The sequence below is a fragment of the Clostridium cadaveris genome, assembly GCF_020911725.1.
In the GTDB taxonomy this organism is placed as follows: domain Bacteria; phylum Bacillota; class Clostridia; order Clostridiales; family Clostridiaceae; genus Clostridium_X; species Clostridium_X cadaveris.
The window spans coordinates 2,186,375-2,207,977 of the sequence record NZ_CP076620.1 but is presented as its reverse complement, the minus strand read 5'-3'; the positions used below and the strand labels follow the sequence as shown (position 1 = coordinate 2,207,977).

28 protein-coding genes are annotated in these 21,603 nt (G+C 34.4%); 21 read left to right on the top strand and 7 right to left on the bottom strand.

Going from position 1 to position 21,603, the window contains the following annotated elements:
• Positions 1-9 precede the first annotated feature (9 nt).
• From KQH81_RS10445 to KQH81_RS10395, 11 genes are all read left to right on the top strand, one after another.
• Positions 10-642, top strand: coding sequence for a BMC domain-containing protein (locus tag KQH81_RS10445; protein WP_178311159.1), 633 nt, complete (start codon positions 10-12; stop codon positions 640-642).
• The gene (locus tag KQH81_RS10440; protein ID WP_074844538.1) at positions 642-2,120 is read left to right on the top strand and encodes an acetaldehyde dehydrogenase (acetylating); all 1,479 of its coding nucleotides are present in this window, start codon (positions 642-644) and stop codon (positions 2,118-2,120) included. The genes KQH81_RS10445 and KQH81_RS10440 overlap by 1 nt, the downstream gene beginning before the upstream one ends.
• A gap of 183 nt (positions 2,121-2,303) precedes the next feature.
• Positions 2,304-2,594 (top strand): ethanolamine utilization microcompartment protein EutM, encoded by a 291-nt coding sequence (gene eutM / locus KQH81_RS10435; RefSeq protein ID WP_027640064.1) that lies wholly within the window; start codon positions 2,304-2,306, stop codon positions 2,592-2,594.
• Between the two features lie 155 nt (positions 2,595-2,749).
• Complete coding sequence (locus KQH81_RS10430; RefSeq protein WP_074844541.1) at positions 2,750-3,526, top strand: RQC domain-containing protein; 777 nt, start codon at positions 2,750-2,752, stop codon at positions 3,524-3,526.
• A 9-nt stretch (positions 3,527-3,535) separates the two neighbouring features.
• Positions 3,536-4,171, top strand: coding sequence for an ethanolamine utilization phosphate acetyltransferase EutD (gene eutD, locus KQH81_RS10425; RefSeq protein WP_027640062.1), 636 nt, complete (start codon positions 3,536-3,538; stop codon positions 4,169-4,171).
• Between the two features lie 52 nt (positions 4,172-4,223).
• On the top strand, positions 4,224-4,913 hold the full coding sequence (locus tag KQH81_RS10420) for a TIGR02536 family ethanolamine utilization protein (protein WP_027640061.1): 690 nt from the start codon (positions 4,224-4,226) through the stop codon (positions 4,911-4,913).
• A gap of 188 nt (positions 4,914-5,101) precedes the next feature.
• Positions 5,102-5,368 (top strand): EutN/CcmL family microcompartment protein, encoded by a 267-nt coding sequence (locus tag KQH81_RS10415; RefSeq protein ID WP_027640060.1) that lies wholly within the window; start codon positions 5,102-5,104, stop codon positions 5,366-5,368.
• Between the two features lie 41 nt (positions 5,369-5,409).
• Positions 5,410-5,964: an ethanolamine utilization microcompartment shell protein gene (locus KQH81_RS10410; RefSeq protein ID WP_027640059.1), complete on the top strand. Its 555-nt coding sequence runs from the start codon at positions 5,410-5,412 to the stop codon at positions 5,962-5,964.
• A gap of 49 nt (positions 5,965-6,013) precedes the next feature.
• Positions 6,014-7,111, top strand: a complete 1,098-nt coding sequence (eutH, locus tag KQH81_RS10405; protein WP_027640058.1) for an ethanolamine utilization protein EutH — start codon at positions 6,014-6,016, stop codon at positions 7,109-7,111.
• Between the two features lie 2 nt (positions 7,112-7,113).
• Complete coding sequence (locus KQH81_RS10400; RefSeq protein WP_027640057.1) at positions 7,114-7,587, top strand: cupin domain-containing protein; 474 nt, start codon at positions 7,114-7,116, stop codon at positions 7,585-7,587.
• Positions 7,588-7,760: 173 nt separating this feature from the next.
• A complete protein-coding gene (locus tag KQH81_RS10395) occupies positions 7,761-8,090 on the top strand; it encodes a fibronectin type III-like domain-contianing protein (RefSeq protein ID WP_027640056.1) in 330 nt (109 codons plus the stop codon).
• An 806-nt stretch (positions 8,091-8,896) separates the two neighbouring features.
• Here KQH81_RS10395 and KQH81_RS10390 read toward each other — a convergent pair.
• The 3 genes from KQH81_RS10390 to KQH81_RS10385 form a co-directional block, all read right to left on the bottom strand.
• Positions 8,897-9,715, bottom strand: a complete 819-nt coding sequence (locus tag KQH81_RS10390) for a site-specific integrase (RefSeq protein ID WP_341349891.1) — start codon at positions 9,713-9,715, stop codon at positions 8,897-8,899.
• Entirely contained in the window at positions 9,667-9,837 is a 171-nt protein-coding gene (locus KQH81_RS17760; RefSeq protein ID WP_341349892.1) for an Arm DNA-binding domain-containing protein, read from the bottom strand. The genes KQH81_RS10390 and KQH81_RS17760 overlap by 49 nt, the downstream gene beginning before the upstream one ends.
• 80 nt (positions 9,838-9,917) lie before the next feature.
• Positions 9,918-10,361 carry an XRE family transcriptional regulator gene (locus KQH81_RS10385; RefSeq protein ID WP_230028211.1) on the bottom strand — a complete coding sequence of 148 codons (444 nt, stop codon included), beginning with the start codon at positions 10,359-10,361 and terminating at the stop codon, positions 9,918-9,920.
• 285 nt (positions 10,362-10,646) lie between these two features.
• Here KQH81_RS10385 and KQH81_RS10375 point away from each other — a divergent pair, with 285 nt between their 5' ends.
• The 6 genes from KQH81_RS10375 (at position 10,647) to KQH81_RS10355 (ending at position 14,520) form a co-directional block, all read left to right on the top strand.
• The gene (locus KQH81_RS10375; RefSeq protein WP_027640055.1) at positions 10,647-10,841 is read left to right on the top strand and encodes a hypothetical protein; all 195 of its coding nucleotides are present in this window, start codon (positions 10,647-10,649) and stop codon (positions 10,839-10,841) included.
• Positions 10,838-11,164: a CHC2 zinc finger domain-containing protein gene (locus tag KQH81_RS10370; RefSeq protein ID WP_230028209.1), complete on the top strand. Its 327-nt coding sequence runs from the start codon at positions 10,838-10,840 to the stop codon at positions 11,162-11,164. Before KQH81_RS10375 ends, KQH81_RS10370 begins: the two co-directional genes overlap by 4 nt.
• Positions 11,165-11,387: 223 nt before the next feature.
• Positions 11,388-11,849, top strand: a complete 462-nt coding sequence (locus tag KQH81_RS17755) for a hypothetical protein (protein WP_341349890.1) — start codon at positions 11,388-11,390, stop codon at positions 11,847-11,849.
• A 30-nt stretch (positions 11,850-11,879) separates the two neighbouring features.
• Positions 11,880-12,512, top strand: coding sequence for a DUF5906 domain-containing protein (locus tag KQH81_RS17750; RefSeq protein ID WP_341349889.1), 633 nt, complete (start codon positions 11,880-11,882; stop codon positions 12,510-12,512).
• A 273-nt stretch (positions 12,513-12,785) separates the two neighbouring features.
• On the top strand, positions 12,786-13,121 hold the full coding sequence (locus KQH81_RS10360) for a hypothetical protein (protein WP_230028208.1): 336 nt from the start codon (positions 12,786-12,788) through the stop codon (positions 13,119-13,121).
• 184 nt (positions 13,122-13,305) lie between these two features.
• The gene (locus KQH81_RS10355; protein ID WP_230028207.1) at positions 13,306-14,520 is read left to right on the top strand and encodes a MobA/MobL family protein; all 1,215 of its coding nucleotides are present in this window, start codon (positions 13,306-13,308) and stop codon (positions 14,518-14,520) included.
• Between the two features lie 259 nt (positions 14,521-14,779).
• On the opposite strand, the gene KQH81_RS10350 is transcribed toward KQH81_RS10355, so the two are convergent.
• The 4 genes from KQH81_RS10350 to KQH81_RS10335 all read right to left on the bottom strand — a co-directional run bounded on the left by KQH81_RS10350 (position 14,780) and on the right by KQH81_RS10335 (position 18,582).
• Positions 14,780-15,751, bottom strand: coding sequence for a transketolase family protein (locus KQH81_RS10350; RefSeq protein ID WP_027640053.1), 972 nt, complete (start codon positions 15,749-15,751; stop codon positions 14,780-14,782).
• 3 nt (positions 15,752-15,754) lie between these two features.
• On the bottom strand, positions 15,755-16,642 hold the full coding sequence (locus KQH81_RS10345; RefSeq protein ID WP_027640052.1) for a transketolase: 888 nt from the start codon (positions 16,640-16,642) through the stop codon (positions 15,755-15,757).
• Positions 16,643-16,662: 20 nt separating this feature from the next.
• Complete coding sequence (locus KQH81_RS10340) at positions 16,663-17,508, bottom strand: SDR family oxidoreductase (protein ID WP_051196374.1); 846 nt, start codon at positions 17,506-17,508, stop codon at positions 16,663-16,665.
• 228 nt (positions 17,509-17,736) lie between these two features.
• A complete protein-coding gene (locus tag KQH81_RS10335; RefSeq protein WP_099335628.1) occupies positions 17,737-18,582 on the bottom strand; it encodes an SDR family oxidoreductase in 846 nt (281 codons plus the stop codon).
• Between the two features lie 204 nt (positions 18,583-18,786).
• On the opposite strand from KQH81_RS10335, the gene KQH81_RS10330 reads away from it, so the two are divergent.
• From KQH81_RS10330 to KQH81_RS10315, 4 genes are all read left to right on the top strand, one after another.
• Positions 18,787-19,749: a LysR family transcriptional regulator gene (locus KQH81_RS10330; protein ID WP_027640049.1), complete on the top strand. Its 963-nt coding sequence runs from the start codon at positions 18,787-18,789 to the stop codon at positions 19,747-19,749.
• 205 nt (positions 19,750-19,954) lie between these two features.
• Complete coding sequence (locus KQH81_RS10325) at positions 19,955-20,146, top strand: NUDIX hydrolase (RefSeq protein WP_051196373.1); 192 nt, start codon at positions 19,955-19,957, stop codon at positions 20,144-20,146.
• A gap of 145 nt (positions 20,147-20,291) precedes the next feature.
• A complete protein-coding gene (locus KQH81_RS10320) occupies positions 20,292-20,954 on the top strand; it encodes a hypothetical protein (protein WP_074844544.1) in 663 nt (220 codons plus the stop codon).
• A gap of 153 nt (positions 20,955-21,107) precedes the next feature.
• Entirely contained in the window at positions 21,108-21,575 is a 468-nt protein-coding gene (locus KQH81_RS10315) for an HAD family hydrolase (RefSeq protein WP_027640048.1), read from the top strand.
• The last annotated feature ends 28 nt before the right edge of the window (positions 21,576-21,603 follow it).

Here is a 21,603-nt window from a genome sequence, read left to right as displayed (position 1 = left end):
GCTAAAAATATGGGAAAAGCTTTAGGATTAATAGAATTTATAGGATATGTACCAGCCATATGTGCTGCAGATACGGCCTTAAAAGCTGCAAATGTTGATTTGATTGGAATAGAAAAGGTTACTGGAGGAATTGTAACTGTAAAAATTAGAGGAGATGTTGATGCTGTACAAGCTGCCATAGGAGCTGCTGAAAATTATGCAAGTAGAATTGGAAGCTTAAGAAGTGTTCATGTGATTCCTAGACTTGATGATGAAGTAGAAAATCTTTTAATGAACAGCATTAATACTGAAGAGGAAATTAAAGAGTTAGAAGAAGAGATTGAAGATTTAGAAGAGGTTTGTGAGGATATTTTAGAAGAAACAGAAATTGAAAAAGAAAACTTACAAGAAGTTATTAAAGAATCTGAAGTTTTAGCAATCATAGAAGATAGTGAAGAAGTTTCAGAGGATAAAGTAAATGATAACTTAAATAAAGAATCTTATTTCATAGAAATAGAAGAAATATCTAAAATGAGTGTTAAGGAATTAAGAAAGAAAATAAAATCTTTAAATATTAACATAACTTCTAACAAGCTTAAATCTCTAAAGAAAAAAGAATTAGTAGATATATTACTAAAATACAATGAAGAAGGTGACAGTTAATGGAGTTTTTAGATAAAGACTTAGTTTCTGTACAGGAAACTAGGGGACTTATAAGAAAGGCTAAAGAAGCTCAAAAAAAGCTAGCACTTATGAGTCAGGAAGATATAGATAGAATTGTTAAGGCTATATCTGATGCTGCTTATGAAAATTCTGAAAAACTTGCTAAAATGGCAAATGAGGAAACTGGATTTGGTAAATGGCAAGATAAAGTATTAAAAAATGTTTTTGCTGCAAAAACAGTTTATGATTCAATAAAAGATATAAAGACAGTTGGAATAGTAGAGGAAAATGTTGAAAAGAAATCATTTAAAATAATGGTTCCGGTTGGAGTAGTTGCAGGACTTATTCCTTCAACAAATCCAACTTCAACTACGATATATAAAGCTATGATATCAATAAAATCTAGAAATGCAATTGTAGTATCACCACATCCAAGTGCAAAAAAATGTATTATTGAGACAGCTAAGATAATAGCTGCAGCTGCTGAAAAAGCTGGGTGTCCAGAGGGAGCTATAGGATGCATTACAGTGCCTTCATTGGAAGGAACTAATGAACTAATGAAGAATAAGGATACTTCATTAATTCTTGCTACTGGTGGAGAAGCAATGGTTAGAGCTGCTTACTCATCAGGAACACCAGCTATAGGTGTTGGACCAGGAAATGGACCGGCTTTTATAGATAAGAGTGCAGATGTTAAGCTAGCAGTTAAGAGAATATTAGATTCCAAAACTTTTGATAATGGAACAATATGTGCATCAGAACAATCAATAGTAGTTGAAAAAGCTATGGAAGATGAAGTTGTTAGAGAGCTAAAAGAACAAGGAGCTTATTTATTAACTGAAGAGCAAGCAAATCAATTATCTAAATTTGTAATGAGAGCAAATGGAACTATGAATCCACAGATAGTTGGAAAAACTCCACAAGCTATAGCTAAATTAGCTGGATTAGAAGGAGTACCATCTTGGGCAAGAGTTTTAGTACCAAGAGAATGTCATGTAGGACACAAGTATCCATTCTCAAGAGAAAAGTTAACAACTATTTTAACTTTCTTTGTAGAGGAAAATGTAGATGCTGTATTAAGCAGATGTAAAGAAATATTACTAAATGAAGGGGCTGGACATACGTTCTGTATGCATGCAAATAACGAAGAACTTGTTAAGAGATTTGCATTAGAAATGCCAGTTTCAAGAATGATAGTAAACTCACCAGGAGCTCTTGGTGGAATAGGAGCTACAAACAATTTAGTTCCTGCCTTAACACTAGGCTGTGGTGCAGTTGGAGGAAGTTCTACTTCACATAATATAGGACCATTAGATTTAATGAATACAAAAAATGTGGCTTATGGAGTTAGAGAGCTTGAAGATATTAGAGAGCTAGCTGTAGGTGCTACAAAAGAAGTTGCTACAAGTTTAGACTTAGGTGACAAAGAAGAATTAATAAATTTATTAGTTAAGAAGATTATTCAAGAACTTAAGTAATCTTCATTAGATATAGATTAAAAGATTCAAAGTGATTAATATGTTTTAGCTTTGAGAAATTCAAATCTTAAGGCTAAGGCAATATTAAAAGTCTAAGAAAATTCTTTAGACTTATAGATAAAGATAAAGTTAAAACAATTTAGTTAAAAATTTTAAAAAGGATATTTTTAGGAGGAATTTATTATGGCAAACGCAAACGCATTAGGTATGATTGAAACTAGAGGATTAGTAGGAGCAATAGAAGCTGCTGACGCAATGGTTAAGGCTGCAAATGTTCAATTAGTAGGAAAAGAACAAGTTGGTGGAGGATTAGTAACTGTTATGGTTAGAGGAGATGTTGGAGCTGTTAAAGCAGCAACTGACGCTGGAGCAGCAGCTGCTGAGAGAGTTGGAGATTTAGTATCAGTACATGTAATCCCAAGACCACATTTTGAAGTGGATGCTATACTACCAAAGTCACCAAAAGCTGAATAATAAAAAGTTGTAATTAGGGGTTGCATAAATAGTTTTTTACTAAGGGATAATTTATCCTTTGTAAATTAATCTGCTTTATATAATATTAATAAAGAGTCGATTAAAATAAAACTTTTGTGCACTCCCTTTATACATCTAATAGGGGATGTGATAAAATGGCTGTTTTGACAGAAGGTGAGGTAAGAAAAAGATTAAGCAGAGAAGACTTAAAATCTGTAAAAGAATTTAAGGTAGTTAAAGGAGAAATAATAACTCCATCTGCAAAGTCTTATTTGGCTGAACATAATATAAGCTTAGTTTATATTAATTCTAATGAAGAAAAATTAGATAAAAAAGTAGAAACTAAAGAAATAATTAGAGAAGTTGTTAGAGAAAAAGAATACAAGTATGAAACTGTTTTTGGAGCAAAGTTAGATGAAAAACCAGAACATATGACACATCTAACAGGAAATCTTCTTGTATTTAAAGATCATAAGAGAATAATATTTAGAGGTAAGATAGACTCTCTTGAAGCGAGAATTGTTGAAACTCAAGTTCTCTGTCACAAACAGGGAATGAACAAACTTGTAGAGGATCTTCAAGAAATACTAACTCTTATAGGTAGAATATTAAGATGTGAGGTTTTAAGTGAACCTTTAGAGGATTTTGTTCTTCAAGGAATGACAGAAAAGGATCTTAGAGAAAGATCACATAACCCCAAGAAATACTTTGGTATAGGACATGAAATGCCAACTTATGAGATGGGTGAAATAGTGTCTAAATTAAATGTTTTAAGAACTTTAACTAGAGAAACAGAACTTTCAGCATATGAGGCTTTTAAAGGTGAATATGGACAGGTTGAGAGAGAAGATTTAATTAGAACATTGAATAGGCTATCCTCAGTATTTTGGATTATGATCTTTAAAGTTAGAACAGGAAAGTACGAGAAATAGGAGGAAACTATGGACAATCTATTACATGACATCATAGAGGAAGTAGTTAGAAGAGTTAAGGATGAGGCTTTTATAGAAGTTGAGGCTTCAGGTAGACATGTTCATTTGACTCAAGAACATATAGAGATATTATTTGGAGAGGGATATAAGCTTACTAGAATAAAAGATTTATCTCAACCAGGTCAGTATGCTTGCAAAGAGAGAGTTACTATATCAGGACCTAAAGGTAGAATAGATAATGTTGTGGTTTTAGGACCAGCTAGAAAGGAAACTCAAGTAGAAGTTTCACTTACAGATACTCTAGCAATAGGGTCTAAACCTCCAGTTAAACTAAGTGGAGATTTAGATAATACTGAAGAAATAACAATTTCAACAGATAGAGCTTCTATATCTTTAAATAGAGGATTAATGGTAGCTAAAAGACATATACACATGACACCAGAAGATGCAAGAAAATTTCAAGTTAGTAATAACGAGAGTGTAAAAGTTAAGGTATTAGGAAAAAGACCTTTAATATTCGATGATGTTATTGTGAGAGTTAGCAAGGATTATAGAACATTCATGCATATTGATTACGATGAGGCAAATGCATGTGGATTTTCAAAGGGTACTTTTGCTTTAATAGTTGGAAAAGACGAAAAATAATAATCTAATATAAGTCAAAAGAAACCTCTAAGTGGAAGGGGGTAAAAATAATATGGATTATGAAAAGTTAATTGAATTTTTAGTAGATGAAATTTACAAAAAGATTCAAGCTGAAGACAAAAAGAGTAATTATTTGGAAAAGAAAAAGTCTATTGTTGTAATGGGAGAGAGTGATGTTGATTTTTATAAAAAAGCATTAAAAGAATTTGATATCAATCCATTAACATCAGAATGTAAAGACTGTGATATATTACTTATATCAAAGCTTTGCATTAAGGGACTCAGCAATATATCTCAAGGAACATGTACAACAAAGTCAGAAAAATTTGCCTTAGAAATGCTTTTAAAGGGTAAAAAAGTTTATATTCTTGAGGATGGTATTGAGTACAGAAAGTATAAAAATACAGCTCCAAAGGTTTTATATAATAAATACATTAAATTTGAAGAAAATCTTTTATCTTATGGGATAGAAATTATAAATGATTTAAATAAGATTTCAATAGAAAGCAAGGAACAAAAAATTTCTTTTAATGGAATCAAAGAAGAGAAGGATTTAGAATCTTCCATTGTTGCAGATGAGATAACAATAAATCTTTCAAATAAGAAATTAGTATCAGAAAGTGATTTGAGAAAGCCTCATATAAATGGAGTGAAAACATTAATACTTGATAAGAAGGCTATACTTACTCCACTAGCAAAGGACTATATACGTATAAATAATTTAAATGTTGTACTTTCTTAAAGTGACTAGATTCTTTAAAATATGGATGATTTTTGTTTAAATGGACAATAGGCTGTAAGATTCATCCATATTTTGGTTTTGTTTAAGCGACTCATTATCAACATACCTTCATGGTAATAGGTTAAGTTTATCAAATTAAAGATGTAGAGTTTAATTTAAGAAAGTGAAGAATTAGGAGTGAAAGTATTATGCAAATAGGGAGAGTAGTAGGAAATGTTTGGGCAACTAGAAAAGATGAAAAACTAAATGGCCAAAAGTTTTTAATAGTAAAGATTCTTATAAGTAAAGATAAGGAAAAAGAAGGCTTATTTGTGGCTGCTGATAATGCTGGTGCTGGAATTGGAGATACTGTTCTTATAACTAATGGAAGTGCTGCAAGGCAATCAATTGGTAATAAAGAAATTCCTATAGATGCTACTATAGTTGGTATTGTAGATTCTATAGATATTGAATAGTATTAAATAAAGAGAAATACTTAAACTTTGGAGGTATTAATATGAATAAAAGCATAGGAGCTTTAGAGTTTAGAAGTATCAGCAAAGGTATTGAGGTTTCAAATGAGGTTGTTAAAAAAGCTTTTGTAGAGATTTCTTACCTTAAAAGTATTTGTCCGGGAAAATTCTTTTTAATCGTTAATGGGGATGCTGGAGAGGTCAAGGAAGCTATAGAATTTGGAAAAAGAATTGGAGAGAAATATTTAGTTGGAAGCTTTATTATAAATTCTGTTCATGATGATATAATAAACGCTCTTAAAGGAAAATATTTTCAAAAAAACATAGAAGATAAAGCCATTGGAATAATGGAAACAGGAAAGGTTTCTTCAGGTATATTAGCTTTAGATAAAACATTAAAAAGCAGTGAAGTTAACTTAGTTAAGCTTCAACTGGCTTTTGGAATTGGCGGAAAGCTTGTATACATAGTCACAGGAGATTTAAGTAGTGTAGAAAATGGAATGAGAGAAGGAGAAGCTGTATTGCCTGAAAAGGATATTATAAATGTTTCTATAATTCCTTCCGTACATAGTGAGATAGCAAAAAATTTAATTAAATAAATTTATGAGAAATTATTAAATCTATATTTTGAGAATGAGGGGGAAGAAAATGAATATCAATGAAGTAATTGTATTTATTATGGCTATATGTATGGCTTTAGGAGCCATAGATAAGTGTTTAGGAAACAAATTTGGAATAGGTGAGAAATTTGAAGAAGGTATTATGGCAATGGGATCATTAGCATTAGCAATGATTGGAGTTATATGTTTAGCACCAGTACTTTCTGACGTTTTAGGACCAATAGTAACACCATTATTTAATGCTTTAGGAGCAGATCCAGCAATGTTTGCAGGTTCAATTCTTGCAAATGATATGGGAGGAGCACCTCTTGCAGCTAGTTTAGCACAAGATCCACAAGCTGGAATGTTCAGTGGTTTAATTATAGGAGCTATGATGGGAGCTACTATAGTATTTACAATACCAGTATCATTAGGAATTATAGAAAAGAAAGATCATAAATTTTTAGCAACAGGAATTTTAGCAGGAATAATAACTATACCAGTAGGAGCTCTTGTTGGAGGTTTAGTTGCCGGTTTCCCAATAATGATGGTTATTAAAAATTTAATTCCAATAATATTATTTGCAATTTTAATAGCTATAGGCTTAGCATTTGCAGAAAAAGCAATGATAAAGGGATTTAATATTTTCGGTAAGATAGTTGTTATAATTATAACTTTAGCTTTAGCGTCAGCTATTATAGAAGCCTTAACAGGAAATGTTATAATACCTGGAATGGCACCAATAAATGAGGGAATAGAAATAGTTGGAAATATAGCTATAGTTTTAGCAGGAGCATTCCCATTAGTTTATATAATTACTAAAGTATTTAAGAAACCTTTAATGGGTCTTGGAAAAATATTAGGAATGAATGAAATAGCTGCAGCAGGTATGATTGCTAGTTTGGCAAATAATATTCCAATGTTTGGTATGCTAAAAGATATGGATGATAGGGGAAAAATAATAAATGTTGCATTTGCAGTATCAGCTTCTTTTGTATTAGGAGATCATTTAGGATTTACAGCTGGATTTAATTCAGAAATGATATTTCCTATGATAGCTGCTAAGTTAGTTGGTGGAATTACAGCAGTTATTCTTGCAATGTTTATAGCAAATAAAACTTTAGGAAAAACAGAGGAGGCTAAATAATTATGGAAAACCTAAGTAAAGAATTATTAGAAAAACTAGTAAGGCAAATAATTGAGGAAAAGCTTGCTGGCACATGTAATAATGATTCAGTTGACTTTATAAGAAATAAAGATAAAAGCGGAATAATGTCAATTAAGCTTCCAACAGTTAACGTTGATGAATCAAACAGGTTAGACACTGGAAAATCAGGAGATGTTGTTTACACTAAGGACGTATTTACATTAGAAGAAAGTCCAAGATTAGGTGCTGGAATAATGGTAATGAAAGAAACCACTTTTGATTGGACTTTAAATTATGACGAAATTGACTATATCATAGAAGGTCATCTAGATATTATAATAGATGGAAGAAAGGTTTCAGCAGATGCTGGGGAAATTATTTTAATACCTAAAGGATCAAAGATTCAATTCTCAGTTCCGAATTATGCTAGATTTATGTATGTAACTTATCCAGCTGATTGGGCAAGCCAAGCATAATAGATTTAAAGTTTTAAAAATAGAGTTTGCTTTTCAATAAAAGTAAGCTCTATTTTTATACTATGACAGTTAAACTTTAATTAAATCGAATAATTTGGTATTAATTAAAGTTGAATTTTCATATGTTTATACTATAGAGAAATGAGAGAGTCTCTTTGTAGGATACCGATACTATGGATACCTATAATAAGCCTGTACAGTTTGCATCTGGATATGGATTATCATGTACAACTTTTGAATACTCAGATATAAAGTTAAGCACATATAATTTTATCAGTGGCACCATGGAGGTCATTTTTAAGATAAAGAATGTAGGCTCAAGAAGAGGAAAGGAAGTTGTCCAAATTTATGTTCAAAATCCTGAAGGCAACTATCTAAGACCTTTAAAAGAGCTACATGGCTTTGCAAAAGTTTTAATAGAGCCTGGAGAGCAGAAAGAGATTACAATCAATCTTGATGAGCGCAGTTTCAGTATTTATGACGAGCTAGAAAAGAATTTATAATGCCAACAGGTAATTATAAAGCGTAAATATAGGATTGATGAAAATGAATATGATAGGATGATAAATGAGATAGAAGAAAAAAGTAAAGTAAAACTTAGATAGAGAATCTTACAAAAGAGGATATAACTCAATATATGTTATATCCTCTTAGCAATTATATAATCAGGAGAGGGGAATCTCCCTTTCTGTTATTAGCATATTTTATGAATTAAAAAAACGTATTAGCTATAATATGGGGTAATAGCTAATACAAAGGTTAGAATTAAATGATATTTCAAATTACTATATTATACTATAATTATAAATTAAAAAAGATTTATAGTAAAATTAATTTTTTTAAAACTAATTGTTAATTAATGTTAAAATAATAGATGAAATTTATATAAAAAAGAAGAAGATAAATTTTCCATATTGCTGAAGTGCGAGATAAAAATCTCCCTGAAACTAGATAATATAGTATTTACAAAATGTGATATAATTTATAAGTAATATTGTTTTATATAACATTACTTAACAAATGATAGTAGGATGTATAGGAGAAAGAAAATAGGAATAAGAAAGTAAAAAATTCTATAAGTAAATATTATGAGAGCTTAGAATCTGATGATAATTTAAAAAATAAGTTTAATGAATGGATGACATTAAGTTTTCAGGGTGAAGCACTATAAAAAGGTGGATTTTTGTTATTGGATAATGAAAGATGATAAAAATAGAAAAGTATCTTACAACAGTAGAGTTTGAATAGTTGCTATATCTCTAGAAAGCCTTGATTTATAAGGTTTTCTAGAGGTTTTTCTTTTTATTGGCTACAAATTGGCTACATCTGCCATTTGGCTACTATCTGGGACTGTTGTTCCGTTGATAATATTTTCAAGCTGTTGTGCGACTTCGACTTGTTTGTTTGGATACAGATGACTGTAAGTATTTAAGGTTGTCTGTATTTTTTCATGCCCTAAACGGTCTGCAATCAGAAGGGGCTGAATCTCATAACACTTATCCATATAAGTTTTTAAACAATCAGCAAGTGTTTGCGGTATCGTGATAACTCGGTTGCTTTTTGGTGTTTTAGGTGCCCAGACAACATCTTTACCATTGATTCTCTGGAAAGTTTTGTTAATGGTGATGGTATTGTTTTCTAAGTCCACATCAGCCGGTGTTAAAGCACATAATTCGCCTACCCGCATTCCAGTATAGTACATGGTCATGAAGGCAGTATAAGAAGCTGGTTTATCCTGTACGGCTGCTATAAATTGTTCAAATTCAGCCTTTGTCCAGAATTGCATTTCTTCCGCATTGCTTTTTCCCATGCTACCGGCTTTTGTGCATGGATTTTCCCGCAGGTCATAATATTTTACTGCATAGTTGAACATAGCTGTAATCTGATTGTTGATTGCTCTAAGGTAGGTTTGTGCATAAGGCTTGCCTTTTCCATCACGATATGCGGTTAAGCCATTCTGCCATTTACGAATATCTTTCGGAGTAATTTCATTGATTGGGATTTTTCTAAACATCGGAAGAATTTTTTTATCTACCATATAATGCTTGCTAATGATGGTGGATTCTTTCAAACGGTGTTTCATATCCTCAAAATATAGATTAACAAAATCCTGAAACAGCATACCCATATCTGCATTGGCTTTGTTGAGAAAGTCTCTTTCCCACTCCAGAGCCTCTTTTTTGTGGCAAAACCACGTTTTTTCTTATGGATGGTTTTTCCTATGTAGTTTTTGACACGCACCTGTGACATCCATTTCCCTGTTGTATCTTTTGTTAATGACAAATTACATCATTCCTTTCATAAGAGTTTTTGACTCATCTTATGTAGGTTTACTTGCCAGAAAAAAGTGCATTTCTTCTTTTTAACCGTTCCTTAGTATCGAGATTTTCTGGTTCTTTTATCTCTACTCCCTGTGAAGCATAGTAGGCAAGGGTTTTGTCTTTCCAATCTTCATAGACATCTTTTGCTATGCAATAATGCTGAAAAGACTCTCTGTTGTTTTCCCATTCCTCGAGGAACAGACACATATCTGCATTCTGCTCGGCGGATTTATCTTTTCCATCAAAAGTAATGGAACATTGCCAGCCATCATGGTGGGGCGGCCTTTTTGTTTCTATGGAAAAATGCAGTCCGTTGATTTTTTTCAGTTGAAACAGACATTCCATAACATCAGAGAGACAGTCAAATTTGAAATCCCCTGTCTGGTGTCCGAGAAGATAGGTAGAGGTAGTATCAAGCACTTTAGCCAGTTCATTGACCATTGCGATTGACACTTCAATTTCCCCGCTTTCATATTTTTGAACAGTACGGAGAGCTTTTCCAAGAAGGGTTGCTAAATCTTTCTGGTTGTACCCTCTTTTTTTCGTAGTGTTTTAATTCGTTCTCCTATTGTTGAAACTTCCATTTCGTTCATTTTTTATTCACCTCATGGATAATATAACACGAAATAAAACGAATTGAAAGTGCATATTAAAAACGCATTAAATAGCAAATATGAAATAAAAGCGCGCTGTAATGGCACTTTGGATAGATAGAAAGTAGAAAAAGGAGGAGAGTGTATGCAGATCAATGTATCTTATATTATCGCAAATGACATTATGAAGATTCTCGGGGTAGGAAGAAGCAAAGCCTATGAAATCGTGAGGGTAATGAATGAGGAGCTGGAAAATGCCGGATATAACATCATTAAGGGGAAAGTTCTGGTCAGATATTTCCAGAAAAAATATTATGGCTGTGAGATGAAAATAGAATGAATATCTTTCAGATAGTAAAAGAAAACGTAACTGCAAGGCAGGCTGCCGAACAGTACGGATTGAAAGTAAGTAAAAATGGGATGGTCTGTTGCCACTTTCATGATGACAGGCATCCCAGTATGAAAGTAGATAAAGGCTTTTGCTGTTTTGCCTGTGGTGCGAAAGGGGAGGTGATCACATTTGTGGCAGATTTCCTTCACCTTGCACCATTGGAAGCAGCAAAGAAACTGGCAGAAGATTTTCGGATACCGATTATTACGGATAGCTCAAAGAAAAGGAATATCAGTAAGAAAAAAGAAAAACCGAAAAGAACTCTGTACTAGACCGAAAAGAAATTTGAAGAATGGAAAGCAGAATTTATAGAAGCCTGTCAGCAGACAGAAAAGATAAATTATTATCTTGATTTACTGGTGTTTGGAGAGTTACAGGATAGAATTGAATTTTTATTGGATAGTGGGAAGGATGTGAAAAGAATTGAAGAACGAATGGAAGAATATAGACTAAACAACAAGGAACAGACTGGAAGAAGCATTGGATCAGAGGGAAATGAACTCTAAACAGTACTCTCAGGAATGGTTTGAGGATGGGCAGATTGATGAGGTGGCATTTTGTGAAAATTTTCTGCAAAGAATGCCATTGAAGTGTATCAACGGTATCTTTTTAAGTTATGATGGAATGCTGCCGGACAGCGAAGTGGAAAAAGAAATTTACAGAATGGTAAAACCGGTTCTTACGAAAGGGATTTCCAAGAAAGTAAAACAGCTTTTGGAGGTTCTTAAACTGGAAGACTATTCAGAAGAACTTCCGGTGCAGATGGATCGCATTCACGTGAATAATGGAACTTACTTTTTGAGTGGCAGTTTTACAGAGAAGAAAGAGTTTTGCCTGAACCGCTTGCCTGTAAATTATGAAATGAAAGAAGCAAAGCCGGAAAATTGGTTGAAATTTCTTTCAGAACTGTTGGAGGAAGATGATATTCCTACTTTGCAGGAATATATGGGATATTGATTAATCCCATCCAACAAGGCACAGAAGTTATTGATTATCTTAGGAAAAGGAGGAGAGGGAAAGTCACGTATCGGTCTGATTATGAGAAAAATCCTCGGAACGAATATGAATGTAAGCAATATTCAAAAGGTAGAGCATAATCGTTTTGCAAGGGCAGATTTGGAATACAGGCTTTTTATGGTGGATGATGATATGAAACTGGAAGCCTTGAAAGACACCAACTACATTAAAACCATAGTCACTCTGGAGGATAAGATGGATTTGGAACGAAAGTCAAAGCAGAGTGTGCAGGGGAATTTATATGTCAGTTTTCTCTGCTTCGGAAACGGAAGTCTGAGTGCCTTACATGACCGTTCCTATGGATTTTATCGCAGGCAGATGATACTGACAGTCAAAGATGTGCAGCCAGACAGAGTAGATGATCCTTATCTGATTGAGAAACTGCAAAGAGAAGCGGATGATATTTTTCTCTGGTGTCTAGAGGGATTGAAACGATTATTGAAAAATAATTACCGCTTTACCATCAGCGAACGTGCAAAGAAAAATCTACATGAAGCTATGGAATCCGGGAATAACATTATTGCTTTTATGCAATCATCCGGGTATATCCGGCTGGAAGAAAATACAACAGCAACTTCTAAAAATTTATATCAGGCATACTGACGCTGGTGTGAAGATAATACGGAAAAACCTATGAGTGCAAAAAGTTTTTCGGGGTACTTAAAAGAAAATGAAAAGAAGTATCACATTCATTATTCTACGAATATTCTCTCAGATAATGGGAAAAATGCCAGAGGATTTCAGGGAATCCATACTCAGATACGCATAGACTGCTATCGTTGATACGGATGAAACACAGATAAAAAAGAATTTTCCAAAGAAGCGTATATGCATATATCTTCAGAAAAATCAAGGGATTACGTGTTTCTGAAAAGTATGGAAGATACGTTTATACCCTTATACGTGTATTTTTTGGATTTATTTTATTTTTTGCAGAAGGGAGTGTTGGAGATGCTAAAGCAACCGGAGAGGGAAAGCAGAAATGTGAATGATTTCTTTTATGAGATGGAGGGCAGACAGATACAAAAAATGAACAAGGTACTGGAAGGTGTGGAACTGACAAAAGCAGATGAAAGAACTTTGATATGGCTTGCCGGATGGGAAGAAAGTACCGTAGATAATCTGCTGTCAGTCATAAAAAAAGCAGCCCGGATACGGGAAAATAAAAAGGGCGGATACGCCCATAAATCTAAGTGTAAGTCCGAGAAGTAATCGGATTGTGTTAAACAAAAATAGCCCTAGGCGTTTGATAGCGAAATACACCCATCGCACAAACCTACGGTTTATACTCTGTGTATTTCGCTCTACGAGGCTTATGCCGGATACGGCAATAAGTTCGTAAACAGGTGCCTATGCACCTACTCACAATAAAGTCGGCGAGAGGCGAGGAAGGAGGATGCTTATAGGCAGACATTCATTTATCAGACAAAGCAAGTTATCTGATGTGGCAGGAAGAATTGACTATATCTCTAATCCGAAACGACAGGAATATCTCTATGCGACCTATCAGACAGAAGGAGCAACATCAGAGTTTTGGAAAAATCTTGCAAGAGAAAACCAGTTAGACTTTAAGGCGAGTGGTTCAGCAGGGAAATGTATTGAAGGGCGTGAGTTTATCATAGCACTTCCCGAAAGTTTTGTTCAGTACAGCGCAGATGATGTGGTAAGGCTTTTTACAGAAACTTTTCATAGAAGATATGATGTGGAGTGCAGCGCGGCCCTTCATCACAACAAGACAAAGACGAATTATCATATTCATCTGGTATTCAGTGAACGGAAAATGTTACAACAACCCGAAGTAAAGATTGCTACCCGAAATATGTTTTATGATGGGCAGGGGAATCATAGACGCACAAAGAAAGAAATTTTAGACGAGCAGGGCAATCTTCGGGCAGGGTGCAGTATTATCTCCAAAGGGGAAGTTTATGAAAGTCATATCTTCACGAAAAAAGAAGAATGGTTTAAGAACAAAGCATTTACCAAAGAAGTTAAGGAACTGTTTATCCATACGATCAACTGCTATGTAAAAGAAGACGCAGAAAAACTTTCTGTATTTCAACAAGGCGGTGTTTATCTGGCAACTAAAAAAATCGGAAAGAACAATCCGAAAGCAGAGGAGATAAAAGTGGACAATGCGGCAAGGCAGGAATGGAATCGGACAGTTGATGTGGCATTAGTCGAGGGCGTTCCTGAAGAAGATATTTTGAAGATCAAGCAGGAAAAAATCACAGACAAAACGCTGCAATCTATTAGGACATACGGTTGGCTGCCGGATATGTTCTGTCAGATTATCCGAGGTGCGAAAGAGTTTTTACAGGAAATGATTTTCAAATTTAAGCTACTGCCAAAACCAGTACCCAAGATTGACTTGCAGGAGTGGAAAGATATGCAGAAGGTCATGGAAAAACTTCAGAAACAGTCACAGGAGGTAAAAAACATACAGCAGGAGATTTCTTTCCAGAAGAAACAGCTTTCCGAAATAAGAGGATTTTTCAAAGGAAAAGAACGGAAATCCTTAGAAAGAAAAATTGAGCAGGCAGAAAAGTCAGAAAAGCGTATGCATACAAATATGGCACAGATAGCAAAGGAGGCGGGATATCCAGATGTTTAGTCTTTTGTAAAAGTGTATCATAAGTCGGAAAAACTCATTCAGGAATATAACGAGGAACTAAGAGAATGGAAAAATCAGACAGAACAGAAACAAGAGCAACCGTTAGCACAGCTTCTATTGGTATCAAAAAGTAATTGAAACAAATGGAGCTTCTTGCCTTTAAGATAATATTATTTATTCTTAGAAATAGAATTATGTCATAAGATAAGGCAACAGATGTATCTTTTCAAGATTATCTGTTGCCTTGATTTGATTCAAATTATTTCAAAAATTCTAAGGCTGTTTTTGTGATTCCTGCTGCATCCATGCCATAATATGGATAAATTTCTTCTGGATATCCAAATTCAACAAATGTATCTGGAATACCAATTTTTTTCAGTTTTGCAAATACACCTGCCTCCATCAGAACATCGGCAACGATGCTTCCTAGACCGCCAAGAATATTATGATCTTCAACGGTAATGATTCGTCCGCTCTTTTTTGCAGCATTGATAATAGCATCTTTATCAATTGGCTTAATTGTATGCATATCAATTACACCAACGCTGTACCCTTTTTCTTCTAATTGTCTTGCAGCCTGAACAGCATTGTATACACCTATGCCTGTCGCGATAATATTTAAGTCAGTACCTTCCTGAATTACGATTGCTTTTCCGATTTCGTAATCATAGTCATAGTCTTTGGTGTAAACAAGAGGCTCTTCACCACGAGGAATACGGATATATACAGGTTTCGGATAGTCCAATGTTTTCCTAAGAACTTTTTTACATTGCTCAGCATCACATGGAGCAATCATAGTCATATTTGGTAGGGAATTCATAACAGCAAATTCAATGATTGTGTTATGAGTAGGGCCATATCCAGAAGATACACCTGCATGAGTACCGATCAAACGTACAGGGTAGTCATTGTAAGCTACGTCATTGTGAATCTGATCAAAAGCACGAACACATAAGAAAGGACCAAATGTCTGCACATAAGGAAGATATCCTTGTTTTGCTAAACCAGCTGCCATTGTAACCATATTCATTTCCTGAATGCCACTGTCTAGAACGCGATCTGGATATTTTTCTTGCATTTGTTGTACACGCCCGCCAAAACTTGTGCCATCAGCATTTACATAACATACACGAGGATCGTCCTCAATCATCTCTAAAATCTCGTTGGTAACAGTACCTTTTGCTTCCATTGCAGGTCCCATATCACCACAACAAAATGTAAATCCACTCATTTTTTACACCTCCGCCAATCTTTCGGCAGTATATGCCTTGATGTCTTCTACAGCTTCCTTCAACTTATCATCGTCAAAGCCACCGATATGCCATGCACAAGGACGCTCCATCATGAAAGAAACTCCCTGTCCTTTTGTCGTGCTACAGATAATCGCATTCGGTTTTCCATTTAATGTTACCTCAGGAAGAGCAGAAAGTGTTTTGTCGATATCTGCCATATTTGTACCATCGATGACAACTGCATTCCATCCGAATGCACGGAAGCAGTCAGCCATACCTTCTGGTCCGCCTTTTTCACCCCAACGCTGATTCTGACCTGTTTCAAAAGCAGCGGATGCATGGTTGAAGTCAACAACTGCGACAATATTGTCCAAATTATGAGATGCTGCATAAAGAATTGCTTCCCAATTGGAGCCTTCTTCCATTTCTCCGTCTCCAAGTAGAGTCCAAATTCGGGACTTTATATTCTTTGCACGATTTGCATGTGCAATACCGCAACACCAGGAAAGTCCATGTCCAAGAGAACCACTGGAAACTTCAATACCTTTTACACGTTTGTGGTTAGGGTGAGCACCAAATGGATGTCCAATAGTATTATATGTATCCAAAAGGAGATCCCAATCATACATACCCATATCACAAAAGATTGTGAAAAGAAGAATACCATTGTGACCTTTGCTTAGGATAAAAATATCTCTATTTGGATCATCTAAGTTATCAGGATCAAATCCCATATACTTATAATAAATTGCTGTTGTCACATCAGTTGCAGACATTGGACCACCGATATGAACATTTCCAATACGCCTTGTAGCTAGCGCAAGTTTTTCACGGATCTCACCAGCTTTTACGATCAGATCCTTTACATCATTAATGTAAACTTTAGCCATTATAAATTTCCGCCCTTTCTTTAAAAAATTGAATATCCGCCGTCAATCGGGATATTAATACCGGTAATGTAGGAAGAGGCATCACTAGCAAGGAATAGTAGTGCACCCTGTAGATCTTCTGTTGTTCCAAAACGTTTAATCGGAACAACCTCAAGGCAAGCATCATGACCTGCTTTGTCCATCACACCTTCATGAATACCAGACCAAATATAACCTGGTGAAATCGTATTTACACGAATTCCGTAAGGCGCAAGACCAGCAGCCATGTAACGAGCCATTTGAGAAATACCTGCTTTTGCGGTACCATAAGCACATACTGGAGAAGGACCACCACCAATGAAGTTTGCATTATAAGCAGATAAAGAAGAGGTCATAATGATGGATCCTCCATGATTATGTTTGCGCATAATGTGCTGTGCAACCTGTGCTGTTAAGAAAGCTCCATTTAAGTCGATATCAATTACCTTCTTCCATGTATCATAAGGAACATCTACATCATCTCCTGAAAGGCAAACACCAGCATTAATATGGGCGATATCTACGGTTCTAAGTTCACGAACTAAATCCTCTTCTAATTGGTCGACTTGCTCTTTGTTAGAAATATCACAATACAGCGGTACAATTTTAACACCGTATCGATTTGACATTTCTTTTGCAAGAGGTTCCAGTCTTTCTTTGGAAGAAGGAATGTCAACTAATGCAACATCAGCTCCGGCTTCTGCCCATGCGGCAGCAATGTTACGTCCAATACCGCCTGCACCGCCTGTGACAAATCCTTTTTTTCCTTTCAGGGAAAACTTGTCCATTACTTTGTACTCTGAGTCTTTCCATCTGTCTTTTGGATAAATGTCGTAAAATTCAGACATTTTCAATCAACCTCCTTAAAATATGGTACGAATCATTCTGAAACACTTGATTTAATGATAATATATCACTATACTTCTATAATGACAAATATTAATAAATTATGGCCTGTATATAAAAAATGTGAATATCACTATATTTATTCTGATTTATAATTTGAAATTGGTTGTTTTATACAAATACATGTATATTGTAACTGATAATTATAGCCATGACGAATTTTGTTTTTCCTAAAAAATGGAATACCCGCCGTCAATCGGAATATCGATACCAGTGATGTAGGATGAGGCATCACTAGCAAGGAACAAAAGTGCACCTTGTAATTCTTCTGTTGTTCCAAAACGTTTGATTGGGACAACTTTAAGGCAAGCGTCGTGCCCAGTTTTGTCCATCACACCTTCATGAATACCAGACCAGACATAACTTGGCGAAATTGTATTTACACGAATTCTGTAAGGAGCAAGACTGGCAGCCATATAACGTGCCATCTGGGAAACACCTGCTTTTGCGGTACCATAAGCAAATGCGGGAGAAGGATTTCCACCGATAAGTTTTACATTATAACCAGATGATGAAGAGGTTATAATGATGGAACCTCCGTGGTTGTGTTTGCGCATAATGCGTTGTGCTGTTTGAGCTGTCAAAAAAGCTCCGTTTAAGTCGATATCAATGACTTTTTTCCATGTTTCATAAGAAACATCCACATCGTCTCCTGAAAGGCATGCACCAGCATTAATATGGGCGATATCTACGGTTCCAAGTTCACGAATTAAATCTTTTTCCAATTGGTCAACCTGCTCTTTATCAGAAACATCGCAGTAAAGTGGTATTATCTTTACCCCATACCGTTTAGACATTTCTTCTGCAAGAGGGGCTAGCCTTTCTTGGGAAGTAGGAGTACCAACTAAAGCAACATCAGCTCCTGCTTCTGCCCATGCAGTAGCAATATTACGTCCGATACCACCTGCACCGCCGGTAACGAATCCCTTTTTACCTTTTAGAGAAAACTTGTCCATTACCTTATATTCTGGACTTCGCCATTTGTCTTTGGGATAAATGTTGTAAAATTCTGACATAAAATAATATCCTCCTTAATTAAAATACGAATCGCTTTGTATTGCTTGATTTAATGACAATATATCGCTATAATAAAGTGATGACAAATACCAATAAACTATATCCGTGATATAGAGAGTGGGAATATTGCTGTATTTGAATGGCTTTTATATAAATCGGTTATTTTGCACAATGTCATGCAAATTTACAGGAGGTAGATAATAGTGAAAATCAAACAACTAGAATATCTTCTTGAGGTAGTAGAATGCGGCTCCATTTCAAAAGCCGCACAGCAACTTTTTGTCAGTCAGCCAAGCCTTACGAAATCCATTATGGGATTGGAAGAGGAATATGGCATTCAGATTCTTATCAGAAACCCAAGAGGTATTGAGCTAACGGAGGAAGGGAAAAGATTTGTTCATTACGCACAAGGAGTATTGACAGCGGCTCGATCTTTAAAGAGTAATTTTAACCTTGAAAACAGGGAAGAGAGTTCACGGCTTTTTATTGCCGCACAGCAACTTGATTTTATATATGATTTAATCTATAAGACGTATTTGGATAATAAGATGTCATGTATTCATTACAATTTAGTGGAAACTGATCGAAATACTGTTACCAAAATGGTGTTGGAACGTAAAGTTGATTTGGGATTTCTAGTACGTAGCAACACAGATGCAAAAACGTACTTATGGTCTTCTAATGCCAAAAGATTGAAGTTATATCCTCTGGATAGTGCGGAGGCTTATGTTTGCATTGGACCAAAATCTCCTTATTATGACTGTAAAAGTTTAACATATGAACAGTGTGAACAAAATCTTCATGTGGCATTGGATATGGAGGAGGCTGCTAGTCAGAATTTATATGTCGATAATTCCAATAATCATTTCAATATGAAGCGAATCATTTTTTTAAATTCTATAAGTGCTTGTGAGCATTTTTTACTTCAGACGGATGCACTGATGTATGTAGCTAAATGGGCAGTGGGATGTTTTAAAAATCCCCAAATACGTGCTATCCCGGTTAGTGATTCTACACCTCATACTCTAGAACTTTTATGGATTAAACGAGCAGGAGAGCCTCTTTCTCAGACGGAAAAACAATTTGTTCAACATCTGTATCAGCAATTTAATTTAAAAATGCCTGATGAGCTTCTTCATTCGGATATAAGTGACACGGTAATATAGCCAAATGGGATTTTATTAGGGATAATTGGTAAAACTCATTTTGTGTTGTGAAAATTTCGGTATCAAATAATAGAGTGCATTGAGGTGAATAAAAACAGTGGCTACATTTTGGCTACAAAAACATTACGGACGAAGCGGATTGTGCGGATAATCAATCATAAAATATATATAAAGCGAATTGATAATACACTTTATAAGCGTTCGTATGAATGTAAAAGACGAGTATGATTATGAAAAATTTCATCTTACAATGCATTGCTTCTTATCAGAAGTGACAGATGGACATTTAAAGTTAAATACTCATAATGATGCAAAATGGATAGAGTTAGATGAATTGAACAACCCTAGATGGGTTCCGGCAGATATTCTAGTTGTAAAAGCTATAAAAAACATGTAAAAAGATGTGATAATTATTCATATAAGCAGTGAATGGTTATCACATTTTTTTTAATTTTATGATTTTATAGGAGGTTTTCTAGTTTCCAATGATATAATTAATTTATAATAATGCTAATCAAAATTATGTTTAATGGGGTGAGAATTTGAAAAGTGCAATATTAGATAAGGGGGAAGAATATTACACTAATCTTTTTAGTGTTTTTGAAGCAATAGAAAATGAGCAGTTAAAATACAATTGGCTCATTACAGATTGCGTTTGTTATCCTAACGATGAAAAATTAGAGGAATTATTCTCAAAAGAATATATTTGGCTTTCAGGTGAAGAGCTTACAAAAATTGTTTACGAAGAAGAGTTTCAATTTATTTGGGGAGTTTTTTCTGGATTTTCTAAAGAGGTTAAGATCGAAGAAATTTTAAAATATGAGCTACCTCTCGCTGAGGAATATAATGGGTTTTGGGTAGATGATGTAGGTATACAGCACCCATTAGCTAGTATTGAAATTGTTGCTTGGGATAGTACCCATACAATATTTATTAGTAAGGATGATAAACTGGTTGATAAATTTAGATTTAGTTTTCCTTTATCAGAAGATTTATCAGCAAAAAATACAAGAGATAATTCTGAAATTGCGTATATAGAAGAATTATTGATAAGTGAATTGACTAAACGAAATATTGATATAAATGAAAAAATATTATATGAAAAGTATTCTATTTGGAGGGAACTTTACAGGGAAAGGAAAATTTTAGTTAAAGATGAAGACGTTTTGAAGTGCATAATGAAAAGGTTACCTAATATTCTATAGTTGAATATATATAGTACAAACCTTTTGGAGGATAGAATATAAACACAGAAATTTTTAAATATCAAAGAGGTACATTCCTATGAAGAGCCGATGATAAATGTAATTAAGCTTTATGGAACAGATATTTAAAAAAGTATAAAGGGAGGCATTTATATGATAGAAGTAAACATTCCCGGAAGGAGAAAGTACCAAATAGAGAATATAGTTTTTGATTACAATGGAACTATTGCACTAGATGGAGAGATGAGCATTGAAACTATTAATAATATAAAGGAACTGAGCAAATTAGTTAAAATCTATATACTTACAGCTGATACTTATGGAACTGTAACTGCAAAATGCCATGGACTTCCTGTAAAGCTGATTACTTTTCCATCTGATAATGCAGCAGTATACAAAAGAAACTTAGTAGAATCTCTTAAAGGGGATACAATATGCTTTGGCAATGGTTTTAATGATATAGAAATGTTTAAGGTCTCTACCATTTCAGTATGCATAATGGGTGAGGAAGGCTGCTCAGGAAAGCTTATTACTCTAAGTGATATAGTAGTTTCATCTATACATGATGGCTTTGAACTTTTGTTTAAGACGGATAGGATAAAAGCTACTCTCAGAGGATAAAATTATATTTAAAATCATAGACAAGGAG